This is a genomic window from Kitasatospora sp. NPDC059571 (assembly GCF_042735675.1).
Lineage (GTDB): Bacteria > Actinomycetota > Actinomycetes > Streptomycetales > Streptomycetaceae > Kitasatospora.
Genome location: NZ_JBHWBW010000149.1, coordinates 1 through 16,343 on the forward strand (window position 1 = coordinate 1; position 16,343 = coordinate 16,343).

General features: G+C 72.8%; 17 protein-coding genes. 13 read left to right on the top strand and 4 right to left on the bottom strand.

What is annotated here, in order from left to right:
- Nucleotides 1-89 precede the first annotated feature (89 nt).
- From ACFV0G_RS18430 to ACFV0G_RS18440, 3 genes are all read left to right on the top strand, one after another.
- Nucleotides 90-947: an alpha/beta fold hydrolase gene (locus tag ACFV0G_RS18430; RefSeq protein WP_380548340.1), complete on the top strand. Its 858-nt coding sequence runs from the start codon at nucleotides 90-92 to the stop codon at nucleotides 945-947.
- A 369-nt stretch (nucleotides 948-1,316) separates the two neighbouring features.
- Nucleotides 1,317-1,460, top strand: coding sequence for a hypothetical protein (locus tag ACFV0G_RS18435; RefSeq protein WP_380548343.1), 144 nt, complete (start codon nucleotides 1,317-1,319; stop codon nucleotides 1,458-1,460).
- 239 nt (nucleotides 1,461-1,699) lie between these two features.
- Entirely contained in the window at nucleotides 1,700-2,338 is a 639-nt protein-coding gene (locus ACFV0G_RS18440) for a DUF6758 family protein (RefSeq protein ID WP_380548346.1), read from the top strand.
- A gap of 66 nt (nucleotides 2,339-2,404) precedes the next feature.
- Here the strand turns inward: ACFV0G_RS18440 and ACFV0G_RS18445 are convergent, their stop codons facing one another.
- Both ACFV0G_RS18445 and ACFV0G_RS18450 read right to left on the bottom strand, forming a co-directional pair.
- The gene (locus ACFV0G_RS18445) at nucleotides 2,405-3,571 is read right to left on the bottom strand and encodes an IS630 family transposase (RefSeq protein WP_380548349.1); all 1,167 of its coding nucleotides are present in this window, start codon (nucleotides 3,569-3,571) and stop codon (nucleotides 2,405-2,407) included.
- Nucleotides 3,572-3,660: 89 nt separating this feature from the next.
- Complete coding sequence (locus ACFV0G_RS18450; RefSeq protein WP_033824400.1) at nucleotides 3,661-4,221, bottom strand: TetR/AcrR family transcriptional regulator; 561 nt, start codon at nucleotides 4,219-4,221, stop codon at nucleotides 3,661-3,663.
- A gap of 111 nt (nucleotides 4,222-4,332) precedes the next feature.
- On the opposite strand from ACFV0G_RS18450, the gene ACFV0G_RS18455 reads away from it, so the two are divergent.
- From ACFV0G_RS18455 to ACFV0G_RS18475, 5 genes are all read left to right on the top strand, one after another.
- Nucleotides 4,333-5,019: an SDR family oxidoreductase gene (locus ACFV0G_RS18455; RefSeq protein WP_346146755.1), complete on the top strand. Its 687-nt coding sequence runs from the start codon at nucleotides 4,333-4,335 to the stop codon at nucleotides 5,017-5,019.
- Between the two features lie 131 nt (nucleotides 5,020-5,150).
- The gene (locus ACFV0G_RS18460; protein ID WP_346146753.1) at nucleotides 5,151-6,155 is read left to right on the top strand and encodes an NADP-dependent oxidoreductase; all 1,005 of its coding nucleotides are present in this window, start codon (nucleotides 5,151-5,153) and stop codon (nucleotides 6,153-6,155) included.
- Between the two features lie 233 nt (nucleotides 6,156-6,388).
- Nucleotides 6,389-7,270 carry an alpha/beta hydrolase gene (locus tag ACFV0G_RS18465; protein ID WP_346146751.1) on the top strand — a complete coding sequence of 294 codons (882 nt, stop codon included), beginning with the start codon at nucleotides 6,389-6,391 and terminating at the stop codon, nucleotides 7,268-7,270.
- A gap of 248 nt (nucleotides 7,271-7,518) precedes the next feature.
- Entirely contained in the window at nucleotides 7,519-8,367 is an 849-nt protein-coding gene (locus tag ACFV0G_RS18470) for a PHP domain-containing protein (protein ID WP_380548355.1), read from the top strand.
- A gap of 100 nt (nucleotides 8,368-8,467) precedes the next feature.
- Entirely contained in the window at nucleotides 8,468-9,082 is a 615-nt protein-coding gene (locus ACFV0G_RS18475) for a MarC family protein (RefSeq protein WP_380548358.1), read from the top strand.
- Between the two features lie 21 nt (nucleotides 9,083-9,103).
- On the opposite strand, the gene ACFV0G_RS18480 is transcribed toward ACFV0G_RS18475, so the two are convergent.
- A complete protein-coding gene (locus ACFV0G_RS18480) occupies nucleotides 9,104-9,751 on the bottom strand; it encodes a suppressor of fused domain protein (protein WP_380548361.1) in 648 nt (215 codons plus the stop codon).
- 402 nt (nucleotides 9,752-10,153) lie between these two features.
- On the opposite strand from ACFV0G_RS18480, the gene corA reads away from it, so the two are divergent.
- Entirely contained in the window at nucleotides 10,154-11,266 is a 1,113-nt protein-coding gene (corA, locus tag ACFV0G_RS18485; RefSeq protein WP_380548364.1) for a magnesium/cobalt transporter CorA, read from the top strand.
- A gap of 7 nt (nucleotides 11,267-11,273) precedes the next feature.
- On the opposite strand, the gene ACFV0G_RS18490 is transcribed toward corA, so the two are convergent.
- The gene (locus ACFV0G_RS18490) at nucleotides 11,274-12,221 is read right to left on the bottom strand and encodes a DMT family transporter (protein ID WP_380548367.1); all 948 of its coding nucleotides are present in this window, start codon (nucleotides 12,219-12,221) and stop codon (nucleotides 11,274-11,276) included.
- A gap of 149 nt (nucleotides 12,222-12,370) precedes the next feature.
- On the opposite strand from ACFV0G_RS18490, the gene ACFV0G_RS18495 reads away from it, so the two are divergent.
- From ACFV0G_RS18495 to ACFV0G_RS18510, 4 genes are all read left to right on the top strand, one after another.
- Nucleotides 12,371-12,910 (top strand): hypothetical protein, encoded by a 540-nt coding sequence (locus ACFV0G_RS18495; protein ID WP_380548370.1) that lies wholly within the window; start codon nucleotides 12,371-12,373, stop codon nucleotides 12,908-12,910.
- Between the two features lie 218 nt (nucleotides 12,911-13,128).
- Nucleotides 13,129-14,406: a magnesium transporter MgtE N-terminal domain-containing protein gene (locus ACFV0G_RS18500; protein ID WP_380548373.1), complete on the top strand. Its 1,278-nt coding sequence runs from the start codon at nucleotides 13,129-13,131 to the stop codon at nucleotides 14,404-14,406.
- Nucleotides 14,396-15,019 carry a DUF1003 domain-containing protein gene (locus ACFV0G_RS18505; RefSeq protein WP_380548376.1) on the top strand — a complete coding sequence of 208 codons (624 nt, stop codon included), beginning with the start codon at nucleotides 14,396-14,398 and terminating at the stop codon, nucleotides 15,017-15,019. The genes ACFV0G_RS18500 and ACFV0G_RS18505 overlap by 11 nt, the downstream gene beginning before the upstream one ends.
- A 56-nt stretch (nucleotides 15,020-15,075) precedes the next feature.
- Nucleotides 15,076-16,236 carry an Mrp/NBP35 family ATP-binding protein gene (locus ACFV0G_RS18510; protein WP_380548378.1) on the top strand — a complete coding sequence of 387 codons (1,161 nt, stop codon included), beginning with the start codon at nucleotides 15,076-15,078 and terminating at the stop codon, nucleotides 16,234-16,236.
- Nucleotides 16,237-16,343: the final 107 nt, after the last annotated feature.

Consider the following 16,343-nt stretch of genomic DNA (forward strand, 5'->3'; position numbering starts at 1 on the left):
GCGCCGTACCGGCGGCTGCGGGCCGTCGCGCGCGGACACCGCCTAAGCTCGGGGGCGTTGCCCCCGCCATGCCGCCTGGAGCCGACGCGATGAGTACGCCGCCCTTCCTCACCCTCCCGCACTGCGCCCGGGCCCTGCGGCTGGAGACCGGCCGCGGCTCCTTCGCCGCCCTGCTCGCCGAGCCCGCCGGCGCGCCGCGCGGGACGGCCCTGCTGGTCCCCGGCTTCACCGGCAGCAAGGAGGACTTCATCGCCCTGCTGGAGCCGCTCGCCGCGGCGGGCTACCTCGTTGCCGCGGTGGACCAGCGCGGCCAGTACGAGAGCGGCGGCCCGGCCGACCCGCAGGCGTACCGGATCGGGGAGCTGGCCGCGGACGTGCGGGCGCTCTCGGACACGCTGGCCGGGGACGGGCCGCTGCACCTGCTGGGTCACTCGTTCGGCGGACAGGTGGTGCGCGAGTCCGTGCTGGCCGCCGGCGCCGCGCTGCCGTGGAGCTCGCTGACCCTGCTGTCGACCGGTCCGGGCGCCATCGACCCGGCCGAGGCGGCCCGCACCAAGCTGCTGCTGGACGTGCTGCCGTCGATGGACCTGGAGTCGATCTGGCAGGTCATGCAGCAGATGGAGGAGGCCGGCGGGAGCGGGCCCGCGCCCGAGCCGCGGATCGCGGAGTTCCTGCACCGGCGCTGGGTGGCCAACGTCCCGCAGGCGCTGAGCGCGATGGGCGAGCACCTGGTGTCGGCGCCGGACCGGGTGGCCGAGCTGGCCGCCGTCCCGCTGCCGGTGCAGGTGGTGTGCGGGGTGCGGGACTACGCCTGGCCGGTGGCGGAGCAGGCCGCGATGGCCCGCCGGCTGGGCGCCCGGCACGTGGTGGTGCCGGACGCCGGGCACTCCCCCAACGCGGAGCGGCCGCAGGAGACGGCCGCCGCGCTGACCTCGTTCTGGAACTGATCCGGGCCGCTTCCCGGCCCGGCCGGGCCGCCGGGAGGTGTCCGGCGGGCAAAGCGCGGGACAAAAATCTTTAGCTCGGGTAATATTTGATTCCGTCCGGGAATCGTTGCGCTGCAGCCCTCGTTGTCCCCTCCGGCGGAGATACGCCGAAACCGGGACTTTACGGACGGGCAATCGTTCGGAAGCAGCACTGCGGCACTGTGGGTCCATGAGGCAATGCAGCCTCGGCAGCACAGGCCGCCCGACGCTCCAGGGGGGACGATGCGGGTAGCAGCAGCCGCCGGACGACAGCACGAGGTGTCGGCCGGCATGCCAGCGGCCGACGGCCTGACACAGCCTCGGCCGACCAGGCCAGGAAGGGAGAGGCCCATGTTCGAGATCCTCCGGCTGGACGACGCCTCCGGCGCCGCCACCGACCGACTGATCGTCGACGCCGAGACCGTCCGCGAGTACGTGCGGGACGCCGCCCTCACCGGCGAGCGCCTGTACATCCGACCCTGCAGGAATGCGTGAGCGGGGGCCGGGTGCGGTGCACGCCGCGCCCGGCCCCCCGCGAGGCTGATGCCCCGTCACCCGATCGAGGGTGGCGGGGCATCGGCACTCCCCCGCCGGCACCCGGTGCGACCAGCGTGACGTTTGCCGACGCCCGGGACGGGACATTCCCCAACGGGGCCGCGCCGCCTCGACGCGAAGCACCCCGTACGGGTGGTCGTCCTTGACGCGACGGTCCGGAGGGAGGAGCGTTGTCGGCTATGAGGGGCGAGCCAAGCTGCCCGAGGTGCGCCGGTCGGGTCCGCGCCCCCGGCCTCTTCTCCGACACCTGGCAGTGCGATCAGCACGGTGCGGTGCACCCGATGCAGCCGGTGCTGCCGCCCAGTGTCGAGGCCCTCAACGTCGCGGTGGCCCGCTCCCAGGTGCCGGTCTGGCTGCCCTGGCCGCTCCCGGTGGGCTGGCTCTTCACCGGCATCTCGCACGTCGGTGACGACCTGTCGGGTGCCCGCGCCACCGCCGTCGCCTGCTCCGGCCCGGCCCCGCTCGGCGGGTTCGGCGAGCTGGTCCTGGTCGCGGAGGAGCTCGGGGTCGGTGTCGGCGCCCGGTACGCCGGCCTGGCCGGGCCCGACCCCGGCGAGAGCGTGTCGCTCTACAAGCCGGCCGACGCCAAGCTGATGGCGGCCGGCCGCCCCACCCCGATGTTCCACGTCCCGGAGGCCCCGGCCGACCGGGCGGTCTACGTGGGCGAGGCCCGCGGCCTGTGGCTGTGGGCGATCGCCTGGCCCGAGCAGTCGGCCCTGCTGATGCACGACGAGCTGGTGCTGACCGACCTGCGGGAGGCCGGCGCCGAACTCGGCCTGCTGCCCTGCGGCGCGCTGTCGCCGAGGCTGCTGGGCTGAGACGCCCTCCGGGCGGCAGGGCGGCGCTGGCTAAGTGGTCGGCGTCGCAATTCCTTCGGGGGTTGGTCAGGTTGTGAGGGCTGTGGAGGATTCTTCTGGGTGATCGGCGGCATGTCGGTCGAGCCTGGCCAGTAAATCGTTCAGGTCGGAGGTGGTGAACTTCCACTGGAACGGCTGTGCCGTGGCGTTGTAGCGGTCTTCGAATGCTCGGAGCCGGTCCGAGACCTGCTTCAGGTCGGTGAAGTCGCTGGGTGAGACGACCTTGCGTTGGACGACGGAGAAGAAGATCTCCACCTGGTTCAACCAGGAGGCGTGGACGGGGGTGTGGACGAGCACGGCGGTCGGGTGGGCCGATGCCAGCCGGTCGGCGGCTTTTCGGCCGCGGTGGGAGGAGCCGTTGTCCACGACCCAGAACACGCGCTTCGCGCTAGCGTACGGCTCCTGGCTCATGACCTGGTTGACCAGGGCCATGAAGGGGGAGATGCCAGTGGTTGGCTCGCAGCGGCCGAAGACCTTCGCGTGGTGGACGTCGTAGGCGGCGAGATAGGCCAGGGCCCCGCCGCGGCCGTAGGTGTGGTTCACCCGCATCGTCCTGGCCTGCCCGGGGGCCAGGGTGGGGTGACAGCGGCAGCGGGCCTGGACTGAGGTTTTCTCGTCGGCACTGATCACGTACTCGTCCGCACTGAGCGCCTCGCCCTGCCAGGTGCGGGCGTACAGGTCAAGGAGGCGCTCGGCCTTGGGGCGGAAGGCGGGGTCGGTGATGAAGATCCAGGACTGGTACTGCCAGGGCTTGAGCGCGTCCTGCTTGAGAAAGCGCCGCACGGTGGAGGCGGAGATTGTGCCGACGATGGCCCGGGCGACCGCCTTGCGCGCCAGTTCCGGGGCCGACCAGCGTGCGAGCGGTGTGCCGCTCTCGGCGGGCAACTGGCAAGCGAGGGCCTTGACCTGGGCAGCCTGCAGCGGCGTGAAGGAGGCGGGACGGCCGGACCGCTTGAGGTCGCCGAGGGCGGGCAGCCGAGATGCGGCGAAGCGGCCGCGCCACGTACGGACGGTGTCCAGGTGCAGCCCGGTCTCACGGGCGATGCGGGCGTTGGACCGGCCCCGGGCCGCGTGCAGCACGACGTGGGCGCGCTGCCGGATCCGGTGCTCGGTCCTGTGGCCGTAGGCCATTTTCTTCAACCGCTCCCGCTCGGAGGCGGTCAGGGTTATCGGGCAGGCCGAGGGAACGGGCAAGGCAGGCAGGCCGATCGCGAGAAGTGGATGACGGTAGGTCGACGGCACGCGCCCTTCCTGCGCGGTGCCGCCCTGTACCGCGTCTTTGGTCAGTTGGTGGCCGTCAGTGCCTCGCGTGCGGTGGTGAGGATCTTCTCGGAGAGCGGGGAGCCCTTGGTGGCGCGGGACAGGATGAGTGCGCCGAGCATGGTGCAGAGCCGGGTGATGCCGTCCTGGTCCTCGGTGGCGAGCCAGTCGGCGAAGTCGCCGACTCCCTGGGTGTAGACGCGGCGGGCCTCGCCGTCTGCGCCGTCGCGGGCCATGTCGCCGGCGAGTGCGGCGGCGGGGCAGCCGTCCGCGGCGCTGTCGCGGTGCTCGGTGGAGAGGTAGGCGTCGATCAGCGCCCGCTGGGCGGCGTCGCGCTGTCCGGCGTACTGGTCGAGGCCGTCCTTGTGGTGGCGGGCGAGTTCGGCGAAGGCGTGGGCGGTGGCTTCGTCGACGAGTGCCTCCTTGGAGGTGAACTGCTTGTAGAAGCCGCCGTGGGTCAGGCCGGAGGCCTTCATGAGGTCGGCGACGCTGACGTGGGTGCCCTGTTCCCGAAAGAGCCGGGAGGCGGTCTCCACGACCCGTCGGCGGTTGTCCCGTGCCTGTGCCTGCGATACGCGGCCCATCGGTCACCCTCTCAGTTGGATGTCGAGTCGAATCTATTCTAGACTCCAGTTTAGATGTTGGATGAAATCTATTGGGGCGGTCAGCTGCCGCCCGCTACGTCGGGAGTGCTCATGGAACTGAAGGACGCGGTCGCGGTGGTCACTGGCGCCAACCGGGGGCTCGGGCGGCATCTTGCCGCCCAGCTCGTGGAGCGCGGGGCCAAGGTGTACGCGGCGGCCCGCCGCCCCGAGACGGTGGACCTTCCGGGCGTCGTCCCGCTGCGGCTGGACGTTACCGACGCGGAGTCGATCCGGGCGGCGGCCCGCATCGCCGCCGACGCGACGCTGCTGGTCAACAACGCGGGCATCTCCACCGGAACGCCGCTGATCGTGGGCAGCCCGGACGCGGTGCGCTTGGAAATGGAGGTGAACTTCTTCGGCCCTCTCGCCGTGACGCGGGCTTTCGCCCCGGTCATCGAGTCCAACGGCGGCGGCGGCGTGCTCAACGTGCTGTCGGTCCTGTCCTGGCTGCACCCGGCCGGCCTCGGCGCATACGCTGCGGCGAAGGCGGCGGCATGGGCGCTGACCGGCGCGGCCCGGGAGGAACTGGCGCCCCGCGGCATCACGGTGACGGCGCTGCACGTCGGGTACATGGACACCGACATGGCCGCCGGCGTTCCCGCCGACCAGAAGGCAAACCCCGCCGAGGTCGCCGCCCAGGCCCTGTCCGCCGTGGAGGCGGGCCTGCCCGAGGTCCTCGCCGACGAGACCACCCGGTACGTCAAGCAGAGCCTGGCCACGTCGCCGAACGCGGCGTGAGAAGCACTCCGCCGCATCGGCGTGGGGCGCCGTGAACCAGCAGTGACTAGCAGAAAGTGGCTCGTACCGGGGCAGGCCCGGAAGCGAGCGGAGATCGCGTTCGGGTACGGACGGGACACGGAGACGGAGAGATGAAGACCTACCTGATCGAGAAGTACGGCGACCAGTCGGCGGTGCACGCCGCCGAGCTGCCCGATCCGCAGCCGGGTCCCGAGGATGTCCTGGTCGAGATCCACGCGGCGAGCGTCAACCCGCTGGACTTCAAGATCCGCGACGGCGCCTTCAAGAGGATCCTGCCGTACCGCCTTCCGCTCGTCCTGGGCAACGACCTCGCCGGAGTGGTGGTCCGGGTCGGCTCGTCGGTCACCCGCTTCGCGGTGGGCGACGAGGTCTACGCCCGGCCCGACAAGGATCGCATCGGCACCTTCGCCGAACTCATCGCCGTCCACCAGGACGACCTGGCCCCCAAACCCGCCGTCCTCACCATGGCGCAGGCCGCCTCCCTCCCGCTGGTCGCCCTCACCTCCTGGCAGGCGCTGGTGGAGAAGGCGCAGGTCCGGCCGGGCCAGAAAGTCCTGATCCACGCGGGCTCCGGCGGAGTGGGCACCATCGCCCTCCAGCTGGCCAGGCACCTGGGCGCACATGTGGCCACCACCGCGAGCGCGGCCAACGCCGGCCTGGTCAAGGAACTCGGCGCGGACGTGGTCATCGACTACCGCGCCCAGGACTTCGAGCAGCTCCTGGACGGCTACGACGTCGTCCTGGACACCCTCGGCGGCGAGACCCTGGAGAAGTCGCTGCGGGTCCTTAAGCCTGGCGGGAAGGTCATCAGCATCGCCGGGCCGCCCGACGCGGACTTCGCCCGCGAGCTCGGCGCAAACCCGCTCCTGCGGCAGGCGATGAACGCGCTGAGCTTCAGGACCCGGCGCCGTGCCAAGCGCCACGGCGTCACCTACTCGTTCCTGTTCATGAAGGCCGACGGCGGCCAGCTGCGCGAACTCACCCGGCTCGTCGACGCCGGGCAGATCCACCCCGTCGTCGACCGGGTCTTCCCCTTCGACCGGACCCGCGACGCCATGGAGTACGCCGAGAAGGGCCGCGCGAAGGCCGGCAAAGTCGTCATCGCGATGGAGTGAGGTCTGCCGGCCGGTCCCCGCCTCCACCTGACTGGCCGGCCTCGGCAGACGAGTGGATCCCCCTCCCCGCCACCACAGGAATCGACCAGAGGTGCACCGCGCGCCCCTCCCACTCATCCGGCCGCCGGACCCGCGCCCGCAGTCGGAAGACCGGGAAGCCGTCCTGCGCACACCCGCGAGGACGAAGCGGCCGGAGCGAGGCCGCGGTAGATCCGAGACCGAAGGGCACACCCATGAACGACACACATGAAGGTAGCGGCGGCACGGTGATGTCCTACCGGGACGCACCGACCCGCACCGTCACCGCCGACCAAGTGACCTTCGCCTACCGCGACCTCGGCCCCCGGTCCGGCATCCCGGTGATCTTCCTCACCCATCTTGCCGCGGTACTCGACAACTGGGATCCCCGTGTCGTCGACGGCATCGCCGCCAGGCACCGGGTGATCACGTTCGACAACAGGGGCGTCGGCGCGTCCACCGGTTCGACACCCAAGACCATCGAGAAAATGGCCGACGACGCCGTCACCTTCATCCGGGCACTCGAGCTCGACCAGGTGGACATCCTCGGCTTCTCGATGGGCGGGATGATCGCCCAGGTGATCGCACAGAACGAACCGCAACTCGTTCGCAGGCTGATCCTCGCGGGCACAGGACCCGCCGGTGGCAAGGGTATTAAGAACGTGACCCGGATCTCCCACCTCGACACCCTCCGAGCACTGCTCACCCTCCAAGATCCGAAGCAGTACCTCTTCTTCACCCGTACCGCGAACGGACGCCGGGCCGGCAAGGAGTTCCTGGCCCGGCTGAAGGAGCGAACGCAACACCGGGACAAGGCGATCTCCCCCATCTCCTATCTCTCCCAGCTCAAGGCCATCCACCGATGGGGCCTGCAGGCGCCGGCCGACATGTCCCGCATCCACCAGCCGGTCCTGGTGGCCAACGGCGAGAGCGACCGGATGGTGCCGAGCGAGAACACCCTCGACCTCGCCGCACGACTGCCCCGGGGCGAACTCGTCCCCCTCTACCCGGACGCCGGACACGGCGGGATCTTCCAGTTCCACGACGCGTTCGTGGTGAGCGCCCTCGCATTCCTCGAGGCACGCCCCGACGCCTGACCGCCGATGCCACACCCCCGCAGTCCCACGCTGAGCGCACCCGCGACGAGGCGAGCCAGCCTCCGATCAGACACCCTCCCGCCCACCTGCAGTGCCACCACCCCCGAGAACTCCCTCGGTACCACATGTCGGCCACCCACCACGAGAACGCCGATGCCCAGTCTCGAAGTCAACCCCCGAAGGACTTACGACGCAGACCACTAAGCTGGGCAGGGCCGACGCCCGCCCGCCCCCTTGGAGCCCCGCCCGTGCGCATCGACCTGCACGCCCACAGCAACGCCTCCGACGGCACCGACAGCCCGGCCGAGCTGGTCGCGGCGGCGGTGGCGGCCGGGCTGGACGTGGTGGCGCTGACCGACCACGACACGGTGGCCGGCCATGCGGCGGCGGCCGAGGCGGTGCGCGGCACCGGACTCACCCTGGTGCCCGGCGCCGAGCTCTCCTGCCACACCGACGGGGTCAGCCTGCACCTGCTGGCCTACCTCTTCGACCCCGCCGAGCCGGCCTTCGCGGCCGAGCGGGAGCTGGTGCGCACCGACCGCTTCCGGCGCGGGCGGGCGATCGTCGAGCGCTGCCGGGAGCTGGGCGCACCGATCAGCTGGGAGCAGGTGGAGCGGATCGCGGGCGCGGGCTCGGTGGGGCGGCCGCACATCGCCAGCGCCCTGGTCGAGGCGGGCGTGGTGGCGACCGTGTCCGACGCGTTCACCGCGGACTGGCTGGCCAACGGCGGGCGGGCGGACGTGCGCAAGCACGAGACCGACCCGGTGGAGGCGGTGCGGCTGGTCCGGGGAGCGGGCGGGGTGCCGGTCTTCGCCCACCCCGGCGCGGTCAAGCGCGGCCGGACGGTGTCGGACGAGGTGATCGCCGAACTGGCCGCGGCCGGGCTCGGCGGCCTGGAGGTCGACCACGTCGACCACGACGAGCCGACCCGGGCCCATCTGCGCGGACTGGCCGCCGAGTTGGGCCTGTTCACCACCGGCTCCAGCGACTACCACGGACACCGCAAGACCGTCCGGCTGGGCGAGCACACCACCGATCCCGCCGCGTACGAGGAGCTGCTGGCGCAGGCGAGCGGCGCGGAACCGGTCCACGGCTGAGCGCGCCGCCGGGCGCGCCGCGGCCCCGAAGGGCCGGGCGGAACCGGACAATCCATGGCATGGACCACGCAGAGCGCGCAGGGCGCGCAGGGCTCGCGCGGTGAGCGTCTTCGACGGCCGGGTGTTCGGGTCGCTGTTCGTGACGCTCTTCGTGATCATGGATCCGCCCGGCACCATCCCGATCTTCCTGGCCCTCACCTCCGGCCGGGCGGCCCGGGTGCAGCGCCGGATGGCCTGGCAGGCGGCGGCCGTCGCGCTGGGCGTGATCACCTGCTTCGGGCTGTTCGGGCAGCAGATCCTGGACTACCTGCACGTGTCGATCCCCGCGCTCCAGGTCTCCGGCGGGATCCTGCTGCTGCTGATCGCGCTCGACCTGCTGACCGGCAAGATCGAGGAGCCCACCCAGACCAAGGACGTCAACGTCGCGCTCGTCCCGCTCGGCACCCCGCTGCTGGCCGGGCCCGGCGCGATCGTCGCGGTGATCCTGGCGGTGCAGCGGGCCGACCGCGGCGCGCAGTACGCGGCGGTGTGGACGGCGATCGTGGCGATCCACGTCGTGCTCTGGCTGACCATGCGCTACTCGCTGGTGATCATCCGGATCATCAAGGACGGCGGCGTGGTGTTGATCACACGGCTGTCCGGCCTGCTGCTCTCGGCGATCGCGGTGCAGCTGGTCGCCAACGGGGTGTTCGCGTTCATCGCCTCGTACCCGTGAGGGGCGCCGGCCGACGGCGGGTCAGTCCAGCGGAACGGCCCGGCGGCCCGCGTCGCGCAGGTCCGTGCCGTGCCGCAGCCAGCGCTCCTCCAGCGCCGCGGCGCCCTGGACGCGCTTGAAGGCGGCCTCGTTCGGCGTCATCGGGAGCAGCGGCAGGAAGCGGACCGGGTCGGCCGGGTCGGCCAGCTCGACGTCCTCGACCAGGCCGCCGGGCTCGGCCACCAGGACGGAGGTGAACGGGGCGCCGTCCCAGAGCGGGGCGCCCAGGTCGAGCGAGCCGCCGGGGGCCACGATCAGGCCCTCCACCTGCGGCGTCGCCGCGAAGGTGGCCAGCGTGCGCAGCACGTCGTCACGCCCCCCGCGGACGCTGAGCACCAACTCGGCGCGGGGTCCGCGGACGGGGTCGGCGACCGCGGCGGTGGGGTCGGCCATCGGGCTCGCGGCCATGCCGAGCGTGGCGTAGCGGACGAGCCCGTCGGCGTCCGGCCCGAAGCGCAGGACCTCGATGCGCTCGGTGCCGAGGAAGGTGACCGAGGCCCGGCCGCTGCTCTCGCCGAAGGTGGTGAGCAGGCGCGCCTCGACGGCGGCCAGCACGGCGGTGCGGGAGAGCTCGTCCGGCCCGCCGGAGGAGTCGGAGAAGTCGCCGAAGAGCGGGAAGTCGTGGGCCATGCAGGCGACCTTAGCGCCCGCGGCCGTCCTCTTCCGTGCACACCCCAAGCGGCGGAGGGCACCGAACTGTTAGTGTGGGCGGCTGGCTACCGGGGATGCTGATCCCGCGGGGCCGCGGCATGAAGGAGGTGGTTGCGGTGGATACCAGCCGACCATGCAGTACCGGCAGCTCTGCCCGGCCTGCCTTCTGCCGCATCTCCTCCTGACAAGGCAGTCGAGGCGGCGTCATCCCCGGCCGGGAGAGCACCTTCCCGGGAGCCGAGGCGCCCAAACCGAAGTCCCGCCGATTCCCGGCGGAATTCCTGGGCACCCGCGCTCCCGGCACGTCCACCGGTGTTCCCCGCCGTCGCACCACGGCCGTCACCGCCTGCCGTGCGGCGGTTCCTGCCCCAGGAGCCTGCCATGTCGATGATCAACAACCTGCGCGCCGCCGTCCGCCCACACCGCCGGCGCGAGACCCCGTTCGACACCCTGCGTCCGGGCCACGCCCCTTCGGCCGTGGTCGACTGCGCCGTCTACCAGGACGGCAAGCGGGTCGGTGAGAGCTGCAGCCCGCGCGAGGCGGCGCAGCGGGTCAAGCTCTGCCGCGACCAGGACCCGGGGTCGTTCAGCTGGATCGGCCTGCACGAGCCCACCGAGGCGGAGTTCGAGGGCATCGCGCAGCGCTTCGGGCTGCACCCGCTGGCGGTCGAGGACGCCGTCCACGCGCACCAGCGCCCCAAGGTCGAGCGCTACGACGACGTGCTGTTCGCGGTCTTCAAGACGATCCGCTACGTGGAGCACGACCAGCTGACGCCGACCAGCGAGGTGGTCGAGACCGGCGAGCTGATGGTCTTCGTCGGCCGGGACTTCGTGATCACCGTGCGGCACGGCGGGCACAGCTCGCTGAAGGAGCTCCGGCTGCGGCTGGAGTCCGACGCGGACGGCTCCGGCCTGCTCGGCAAGGGCCCCTCCGCGGTGCTGCACGCGATCGCCGACCACGTGGTCGACAACTACCTGGTGGTCGCCGACCGGCTGCAGACGGACGTGGACGAGATCGAGTTCGACGTCTTCGCCGACAAGTCGGGGCGCGGCGCCGACGTCGGCCGGGTCTACCAGCTCAAGCGCGAGGTGCTGGAGTTCAAGCGCGCGGTGACGCCGCTGCTGCGCCCGATGCAGCTGCTGTCGGAGCCGATCCAGCGGCTGATCGACCCGGACATCCAGAAGTACTTCCGGGACGTCGCCGACCACCTGGCCCGGGTGACCGAGCAGGTGCACGGCTTCGACGAGCTGCTCAACTCGCTGCTGCAGGCCAACCTCGCGCAGGTGTCCGTGGCGCAGAACGAGGACATGCGCAAGATCACCGCCTGGGCGGCCATCTTCGCCGTGCCGACCATGATCACCGGCATCTACGGGATGAACTTCGACTACATGCCGGAGCTCCACCACAAGTACGGGTACCCGCTGGTGCTCGGCGGCATCGTGGTGATCTGCATCGGCATGTACAAGGGCTTCCGCCGCAACGGCTGGCTCTGACGGCCGCTCAGGAGGACCGGCCGCCCCGGGCGACCAGGACGAGGCCCAGCAGAATCAGGCCGACCGCCGGGTAGGCCGCCGCCGGCGGCCACTGGCCCAGCCAGACCGCCGCGATCAGGGCCGCGCCGGGGGTCTCCAGCAGGATCGCGGTCGAGGTGACTGAGGGCCCGAGGGTGCGGACCACCCGGTTGCTCAGCGAGTGGCCGAGCAGCTGGGCGGCCACCATGAGCAGGGCGATCTGCCCCCACACGCCGGCCGGCCAGCCCGCCAGCGGGGTGCCGGCCGCCAGGCAGGTGCCGAGCAGCACCAGCGCGGTGGTGGCGTAGCAGACCAGGGTGTACGCGGTGGTGCTGACGGTCCGGCGGACCTCGGCGCCCAGCAGGACGTAGCCGGCGGCGGCCGCGCCGGCGCCCAGCGCCAGTGCGTCGCCGAGCAGGGCGCGCGGCGACATCGAGAGGTCGACGCCGGTGAGCACCAGCACGCCGGCGAAGGCGACCGCCACACCGATCCGCACCATCCGCGGGGCCCGCTGCCCCATCAGGCGCAGCAGCAGGATGGTCCAGAGCGGGGTGGTGGTGACCAGGGCGGTCGCCGAGGCCACCGAGGTCATCCGCAGGCTGGGCATCCAGAGCGCGAAGTGCACCGCGAGCAGCACGCCCGCGGCGACCGCCAGCAGCAGGGCCCGGCGGCCGATGCCGCGCAGTTCGGCGCGGTGGCGCAGCAGCGCGTACGGGCCGAGCACGCCGACCGACATGGCGTTGCGCCAGAAGGCGATGGCCAGGGCGGGGGCGGCGGTCGCGCTGATCAGCGGGGCGGAGAGCGAGATGCCGCCGATGGAGACGGCGAGCAGCAGCAGGTCCAGCCGGGGCAGGCGGTGCGCGGGGGCGGCGGCCTGCTCGGCGGCCGCCGGGGCGACGGGGGCGGGCACGGCGGCGTCGGACCGGGCGGCGGGCACGGCTCTCCTCGGGAAACGGAACGGGTCTGCACCACGGTAAGGCCTGTAACGCCGCCATGGCGCTGTCGTCCCGGGCGGTGAGACGGAGCGGTCCGCCGCCGGTGGACGGCCCTGCGGCCGGCGGGCCGCCAGGCCGTACGCTGTGGGCCATGGAGCGTACGACGACCGCCGCAGCGGACTTCCTGGACCGGGCGCTGCTGGAGGAGGCCGCGAAGAAGTCCGGGCTGCTCTGGGTGCAGGCCGCCGGCGAGCGGCAGGGCCGCGCCCTGTGGCACGCCTGGCACGACGGCGCGGTGGTGGTGGTCGGCGACGGCGCCGAGCAGCCGCTGCACGGCCTGGCCGCCGGTTCGACCGCGACGGTGACCGTGCGCAGCAAGGACAAGGGCGGCCGGCTGACCGGCTGGCCGGCCGCCGTCACCGAACTGGCCCCCGGCAGCGAGGCCTGGCTGGGGGCCGTCGAGGAGCTCAAGGGCAAGCGGCTGAACGCCCCCGACACGGACACCATCGGCGACCGCTGGGCCCGCGAGTGCCGGGTGCTGCGGCTGGCGCCGGCCGGCCCGCTCGGCGAGCGGCCCGGGGCGATGCCCGAGCAGTCGCACGCCGCCGCCCCGATGCCCACCCCGGCCACCACCCGCCGCCCGATCCCGGCCGGCCTGCCGAAGCTGCTGCTGAAGCGCCGCCGCGGCTGACCGCCGACCCGCGCCCGGCCGGCGCCTCCGCCCGCCGGGGCCGCCGGGGCCGCCGCACGGCGGTTTCACCCTGGCGGCCCTGCGCGGCTCGCGGGCCCGCCCACCGGCGGGCTGACGCCACCTCTCGCGGGTAGCCTGGGCGCGAGGACGCGCCCGGCGCACCCCGCACCGGCGAGGCCGCGACCGCGCGAGCGGTCCCGGGGACGGGAGAGGAGCCGATGGCAGGCGCAGGCAGCCGGGTGTTCATCTCGCACCTCTCCGGCCTCCCGGTGTTCGACCCCAACGGCGACCAGGTCGGCCGGGTCCGCGACGTCGTGGTGTCGCTGAGGATCGGCGGCCGCCCGCCGCGGGTGCTGGGCCTGGTCGTGGAGGTCATCGGACGCCGCCGGATCTTCCTGCCGATGACCCGGGTGACCAGCCTGGAGTCCGGCCAGGTGCTGACCACCGGCGTGGTCAACATGCGCCGGTTCGAGCAGCGCCCCTCGGAGACCCTCGTCCTCGCCGAGCTCCTCGACCGCACCGTTGTCCGGACGAAGACCGGGGAGGAGGTCACCGTCCTGGACGTCGGGATGGTCCAGACCCGGCTGCGCGAGTGGGAGATCCGCAAGGTCTTCGTGCAGACCGGCCGGGTCAGCCGGCTGCGCAAGGCCCGCGGCGAGAGCCTCACCCTCGACTGGTCGGAGCTCACCGGCTTCTCGCTCGCCGAGGAGGGCCAGGGCGCCGCCAACCTGCTCGCCACCTTCGAGCAGCTGCGCCCCGCGGACCTCGCCAACGTGATGCACCACCTGTCCGCCAAGCGCCGCGCCGAGGTCGCCGCCGCCCTCGACGACGACCGGCTCGCCGACGTGCTGGAGGAGCTCCCCGAGGACGACCAGGTCGAGATCATCGGCAAGCTCAAGGAGGAGCGGGCCGCCGACGTCCTGGAGGCGATGGACCCGGACGACGCCGCCGACCTGCTCTCCGACCTGCCCGAGGAGGACGCCGAGCGGCTGCTGCGCCTGATGGAGCCGGACGACGCCGCCTCGGTGCGCCGGCTGCTGTCCTACGAGGAGGACACCGCCGGCGGCCTGATGACCACCGAGCCGATCGTCCTGGAGCCGGACGCCACGGTGGCCGAGGCGCTCGCCCGGGTGCGCATCGCGGAGAACAAGCCGGCGCTGGCCGCGCAGGTCTACGTCTGCCGGCCGCCGAGCGAGACGCCGACCGGCAAGTACCTGGGCACCGTGCACTTCCAGCGGCTGCTGCGCGAGCCCCCGTTCACGCTGGTCGGCTCGCTGGTCGACGACGACCTCGACCCGCTGCCGCCGAACACCCCGCTGCCGCTGGTCACCAGCTACCTGGCCGCGTACAACATGGTCGCCGCAGCGGTCGTCGACGAGGCCGACCACCTGATCGGCGCGGTCACCGTCGACGACGTCCTCGACCACCTGCTGCCGGACGACTGGCGCGAGGCGTCCCTCATCGGAGCCGAGAGCGAGGCCGCGCATGGACGCTGACCGCAGGCGCGGCCGCGACGACAGCCCGCGCCAGCGCATCCAGGGCGAACTGCGCGAACTGCGCCAGTTGCGGGAGCTGCGCGCCCGCGAGGGCAGCCGCACCCAGCGCACCGAGGTCTCCGGCACCCGCAGCCGGCTCGACCAGCCGCGCACCTCCCGGCGCGGCCTGATCCCGATGCCGACCTACGACCCGGAGGCGTTCGGCAAGCTGTCCGAGCGGATCGCGCGCTTCCTGGGCACCGGGCGCTTCATCGTCTGGATGTCGGTCGTCATCGTGGCGTGGGTGGTGTGGAACACCCTGCTGCCCGCCGCCGTCCGCTTCGACGAGTACCCGTTCATCTTCCTCACCCTGATGCTGTCCCTGCAGGCGTCCTACGCGGCCCCGCTGATCCTGCTGGCGCAGAACCGGCAGGACGACCGGGACCGGGTCAACATGGAGCAGGACCGGGCCCGCTCCGACCGCAACATCGCCGACACCGAGTACCTCACCCGCGAGGTCGCCGCGCTCCGCCAGGGCCTCGGCGAGGTCGCCACCCGCGACTTCGTCCGCTCCGAGCTCCAGGCCCTGCTCAAGGAGCTGGAGGACCGCCGGGAGAGCCCCGACCTCGTGTGACCGGCGGCACGCTACCGGCGGGTCGGGGCCCGCGCCGGGCGCCGTACCATCAAGGCATGGCCAACGAGACAGAGGTTGGGGCCGGCGTCACGGAGGAGTCCGTGCGCAAGGCCCTGGGGACGGTCCACGACCCGGAGATCAACCGCCCGATCACCGAGATCGGCATGGTGAAATCGGTCGCGGTCTCCGACGGCGGCGCGGTGAAGGTCGCGGTGTACCTCACCGTCTCCGGCTGTCCGATGCGCGAGACGATCACCCAGCGGGTCACCGACGCGGTCGCCGCGGTGCCCGGGGTGACCGGGGTCGAGGTCGAGCTCGACGTGATGAGCGACGAGCAGCGCAAGGAGCTGTCGCAGCTGCTGCGCGGCGGCGCGCCCGAGCGCGAGATCCCGTTCGCCAAGCCCGGCACGCTGACCCGGGTGTACGCGGTCGCCTCCGGCAAGGGCGGCGTCGGCAAGTCCTCCGTGACGGTGAACCTGGCCGCCGCCATGGCCGCCGACGGGCTGAAGGTCGCCGTCGTCGACGCCGACATCTACGGCCACAGCGTGCCCCGCATGCTCGGCGTGGAGGGCCGGCCCACCCAGGTCCAGGACATGATCATGCCGCCGTCCGCGAACGGCGTGAAGGTCATCTCGATCGGCATGTTCACCCCGGGCAACGCCCCGGTGGTGTGGCGCGGCCCGATGCTGCACCGCGCGCTCCAGCAGTTCCTGGCGGACGTGTACTGGGGCGACCTGGACGTGCTGCTGCTCGACCTGCCCCCGGGCACCGGCGACATCGCCATCTCGGTCGCCCAGCTGGTCCCGAACGCCGAGATCCTGATCGTCACCACCCCGCAGATGGCCGCCGCCGAGGTCGCCGAGCGGGCCGGCACCATCGCGCTGCAGACCCACCAGAAGATCGTCGGCGTCATCGAGAACATGTCGGGCATGCCCTGCCCGCACTGCGACGAGATGATCGACGTGTTCGGCACCGGCGGCGGCCAGACCGTCGCGGACGCGCTGACCCGCTCGGTCGGCGCCACCGTTCCGGTGCTCGGCTCGATCCCGATCGACGTGCGCCTGCGCGAGGGCGGCGACGACGGCCGCCCGGTCGTCCTGGCCGCCCCCGACTCCCCGGCCGGCGCCGCCCTGCGCACCGTCGCCGGCAAGCTCGGCGGCCGCAAGCGGGGCCTGTCCGGCCTCTCGCTCGGCCTCACGCCGAAGAACAAGTTCTGACGCACTGCCGCGGGGGGGGGGGGGCGGGGGGCCCCCGCCCCCCCCCCGCCGGGGGGGCGGGGCGCCCGGCGCCGGCGGGGGGGGCGGAGGGGGGGGGGGGGGCGGTC

Bases quoted from the DNA above. Each gene is read 5' to 3' on its own strand.
- ACFV0G_RS18430 (WP_380548340.1), top strand. From the start codon at position 90: ATGAGTACGCCGCCCTTCCTCACCCTCCCGCACTGCGCCCGGGCCCTG.
- ACFV0G_RS18435 (WP_380548343.1), top strand. From the start codon at position 1,317: ATGTTCGAGATCCTCCGGCTGGACGACGCCTCCGGCGCCGCCACCGAC.
- ACFV0G_RS18440 (WP_380548346.1), top strand. From the start codon at position 1,700: ATGAGGGGCGAGCCAAGCTGCCCGAGGTGCGCCGGTCGGGTCCGCGCC.
- ACFV0G_RS18450 (WP_033824400.1), bottom strand. From the start codon at position 4,221: ATGGGCCGCGTATCGCAGGCACAGGCACGGGACAACCGCCGACGGGTC.
- ACFV0G_RS18455 (WP_346146755.1), top strand. From the start codon at position 4,333: ATGGAACTGAAGGACGCGGTCGCGGTGGTCACTGGCGCCAACCGGGGG.
- ACFV0G_RS18460 (WP_346146753.1), top strand. From the start codon at position 5,151: ATGAAGACCTACCTGATCGAGAAGTACGGCGACCAGTCGGCGGTGCAC.
- ACFV0G_RS18465 (WP_346146751.1), top strand. From the start codon at position 6,389: ATGAACGACACACATGAAGGTAGCGGCGGCACGGTGATGTCCTACCGG.
- ACFV0G_RS18480 (WP_380548361.1), bottom strand. From the start codon at position 9,751: ATGGCCCACGACTTCCCGCTCTTCGGCGACTTCTCCGACTCCTCCGGC.
- corA (WP_380548364.1), top strand. From the start codon at position 10,154: ATGTCGATGATCAACAACCTGCGCGCCGCCGTCCGCCCACACCGCCGG.
- ACFV0G_RS18495 (WP_380548370.1), top strand. From the start codon at position 12,371: ATGGAGCGTACGACGACCGCCGCAGCGGACTTCCTGGACCGGGCGCTG.
- ACFV0G_RS18500 (WP_380548373.1), top strand. From the start codon at position 13,129: ATGGCAGGCGCAGGCAGCCGGGTGTTCATCTCGCACCTCTCCGGCCTC.
- ACFV0G_RS18505 (WP_380548376.1), top strand. From the start codon at position 14,396: ATGGACGCTGACCGCAGGCGCGGCCGCGACGACAGCCCGCGCCAGCGC.
- ACFV0G_RS18510 (WP_380548378.1), top strand. From the start codon at position 15,076: ATGGCCAACGAGACAGAGGTTGGGGCCGGCGTCACGGAGGAGTCCGTG.